The sequence below is a fragment of the Wolbachia endosymbiont of Madathamugadia hiepei genome, assembly GCF_013366855.1.
Lineage (GTDB): Bacteria > Pseudomonadota > Alphaproteobacteria > Rickettsiales > Anaplasmataceae > Wolbachia.
This window is the reverse complement of record NZ_WQMP01000106.1, coordinates 1-3569: the sequence shown is the minus strand read 5'-3', so window position 1 is coordinate 3569 and position 3569 is coordinate 1. Positions and strand designations below refer to the sequence as shown.

The 3569-nt window shown below is 36.5% G+C and carries 3 protein-coding genes; 2 read left to right on the top strand and 1 reads right to left on the bottom strand.

The features are described from left to right. Positions 1 to 104: 104 nt before the first annotated feature. Positions 105 to 806: a hypothetical protein gene (locus tag GO685_RS04115; RefSeq protein WP_175937689.1), complete on the top strand. Its 702-nt coding sequence runs from the start codon at positions 105 to 107 to the stop codon at positions 804 to 806. Between the two features lie 23 nt (positions 807 to 829). Here GO685_RS04115 and GO685_RS04110 read toward each other — a convergent pair whose 3' ends face one another. Beyond that, positions 830 to 2119, bottom strand: a complete 1290-nt coding sequence (locus tag GO685_RS04110) for an iron-containing alcohol dehydrogenase (RefSeq protein WP_175937688.1) — start codon at positions 2117 to 2119, stop codon at positions 830 to 832. A 42-nt stretch (positions 2120 to 2161) separates the two neighbouring features. Between GO685_RS04110 and dapE the strand changes: the two genes are divergently transcribed. Beyond that, positions 2162 to 3367, top strand: a complete 1206-nt coding sequence (gene dapE, locus GO685_RS04105) for a succinyl-diaminopimelate desuccinylase (RefSeq protein WP_175937687.1) — start codon at positions 2162 to 2164, stop codon at positions 3365 to 3367. Positions 3368 to 3569 lie beyond the last annotated feature (202 nt).

Genomic DNA, 3569 nt, shown 5'->3' with positions numbered 1-3569 from the left:
TTATGCATTGGGTAACCTCTTATTGTTGCTAAAATACTGGAGTTTACCCTATTTCTCTCTCTACTCTCTTTCTAATCCATAGTTAGCGTTATAAGCGATTTGTTATGCAAGGCATAAACGGCGCCATAAATGCAAATAAGGGCGTAGGTTTTAACTTTGTTAATAATGGAAATTTCTTAAAAGCAGTTGAAATCATTTTACGCTCTTCCATCACAGATGATATGAAATATTTAAGTACTACTTCTCTAGTATTGTGTTTTAAAAATAAAGATGTAGCTAGTGATCCGCAGAACAAATTAAATATTGTGTTGTATGCAATGTTAATTAACTATGGAGTGATTCGTGCGTATCTTACAAGGGAAATACCTAGTGTGCCATGTCTTAAAAGACTAAATGATAAGAGAAGTTATGTGTCTGATTACTTATTGGACGATCCAGTAGTTAGGGAAGATATATTATGGTTGAAACACAAAGATCTGAGAAAGTTTAAAGAGCTTTGTGGCGAAATTAACAAAATGCAAGACAAAGAAACTAAGGAAACGTTTGAGAATTATTTGAATCAAATAAATTCTGAAGAGAAACGAAATACACGAAAGTATACTGCTGTTGCATTGGTCACTATCTGTATTGTTACAGGAATCATTGCTATTGCAGAAAAAAGTGCAGTTGTTAGCGTTATTCCAGCTGTAGCAGGTATTATGCTTGGTGGATACCTGTTGTGTAGTAGTAAGCTAGAATGTGTAAACGTTACGCATGCAAGAAAAGAATGTGCAACCCACAATTCAAATTTTTTTGTTGACCTATAACTTTTTTAGCAACAAACCAGCCACTACAAAACTTTACTTTCTTCTATGCAGTAAGCCAAGTCAAGAAAGGTGAATCTGTCTCTTGTTGCAAATGCAAGGTTGACCACTTTGCAATATTGCTCTTTGTTCCAACTTAGATGCTCTGGTAAGTGTGGGATTGACAAATCTTCAAATATTTTCTGCAGGTGTCTTGCAGGTAACAAATTTTGCTTAATTAAGCTGGAAATATTATTCCATTCCTTATGAATGATCCCTCCAATTTTTTGCTGCAGAATTTTTTTCTGCTCTAGAATTTTTGTAAATTCGGTATTACCAAAGCACTCAGTCACACGCTTTACATCTAAAGTGGTTGATTTAATGGTAGGATTTTGTATTGATAATATCTTTTCCTGCAAATTAGCCATGGTGAACGTTGTAACAGCAATTTTTTCGCCATGTAGTGAGGAATAATCTTTTGTTACCATTTCCATTGCATGAGCTATCATATGCTCTCCTTGGCTTGCAGAATGGCTGCCTTCTGATATCACCATTCCAAGTCCTGAGATTAGTAAGGCTTCCATAAGTAATAAGACCACTTTTTTGCTTCTTTTTGCAAGCGCTAGGTGTTCTCTAAGCAAAATTTCCTCCAGATCGCGAACAAGTGTGAAAGGTAATTCGTTATATTCTGTGCCAAGTAGCAGATGAGATAATAGCCAATCGGCTTCTACTGTTGAACGACAGATAAAATCTGCAAATCCGCTTAATGTAAGGCACAGTGGTGCGTCGGCGATTATATCAATGTCAATGTATACTGCCTTAGGAAGATGTGCTGCGAATGATTTTTTATGCTCATCTACTAATATTGAAGCGTTTGCAGAGGTATAGCCGTTCATAGAAGCGGCTGTTGGGAATGATATGTAATCTTTTTTCTCGAGGTAGCTTGCATACTTACAAATATCATTAACAGTGCCGCTACCAAGTGCAACTATTAAGTTGCTATCTTTTGCCTTGTGTCTCACTAGATTGACAGTTTCGAGAGAAGCAACACTGTCCGGTCTATCTGGTGTCATCCAAGTAGCGCGACACTGGGATCCATCATAGATTCCAGCGTCACGCGCTGGAATGACAAGTGGGGCTGGAACAATTAAGTGAGAAATTTTATTAAGTACGTTTTTATTCAAAAGCTCTGCCGTATTCTCGTCTGCAACTAAGAAAATATCATTTCCGTGTTGTGTACATATTTCATAGATATTGTCAGCGAGGTGATGATCTACTATTACTTCCCTTATAAGAGTTTGCTTGGCTTGGTGTAATATTTGTTTTAAATAGTGCATAAGATGTCTACAATATAGTAATATCAGTATTTCAAGGTTGATATGAAGATTGACCCTGTAGAACTAACTAAGAGATTGATTTCTTTTAAGAGTATAACACCAAGGGATAATGGAGCAATAGAGCATATTGCAGCAATTCTCAAGAAAAGTGGTTTTGACTGTAGGATTTTAGAGTTTGGTAATAGTGAAGCTAAGGTCAAAAATCTCTATGCTAAATATATAAATGGGGTGCCAAACTTATGTTTTGCTGGTCACGTTGATGTTGTGCCACCAGGCCAATTGAAGGATTGGCAGTCCGATCCGTTTAAGCCGGAAGTGAGAGATGGAATGTTGTATGGAAGAGGAGCAACCGACATGAAAAGCGGAGTAGCTGCATTTATTACCGCCATGGTAAATTTAATTGAGGAAAAGTTTCAATTCAATGGTTCAATAAGTGCATTGATTACCAGTGCTGAAGAGAGGACGGAAGAATATGGAACAAAGGCAGTTTTAGAATGGATGGAAAGTAAGCAAAAAAAGATAGATTATTGCATAGTTGCTGAGCCAACCAGTAGCGAAAAACTAGGCGACACTATAAAAATAGGCAGAAGAGGATCCGCAACATTCAAATTGATTTGCTATGGAAGACAAGGGCACGTTGCCTATCCAGACTTGGCGGATAATCCAATATATACGATGATGTCAATATTAGATAAGGTGAAAAATACTACTTTTGATCATGGTAATAGATATTTTCAGCCTTCAAACTGCGAGATTACTACTATTGATGTTGGAAATGATACCGATAATCTAATACCTGGTTCAATAACTGCAAGTTTCAACATTCGATACAACAATATGCAAGCACCTAGCGGTTTATATAAGTTAATTGATGAAATATGCTCCAGTGTGACTAACGATTATAAACTCTCCATGTATAGCAGCAGAGACGCTTTTCTCTCTACTCTCGATAGGGATACTGATATTATGCTTGATGCAATAAGTAAAGTTACCAATATCGACGCTGTGCTGAGCACAAGCGGCGGAACATCTGATGCTGCATTTATCAAAGATGTTTGCCCAGTGATTGAATTTGGTATGATCAATAAAACTGCACATCAGGTAAATGAATGCGTGTCAGTAGACGATATACACAAATTGACAGCTATATATAAGGAATTTATAAAAAACTATTTTTACCCCACTAATAAGATATTAAATCAGATCAATGTAATTGGTAATATACCTGATGGTCCATTGTTAGCTTGAGGTAGACTGAATTCAGATTTTTTAGCAATAGAAACAAAAAAAACTACTTGACAACCTTCGCCGTTACCCTTATAATGATACTGAAGCTATTTATTTATCTTCGCAATCTGTGCAGGAAAAAGGGCAAAAAAACTCTGAGGCAGCTAGTATTCAAATTCTCCCTTGTCTATTTGACGTTCTATACTGTCTTAAACGACTTATA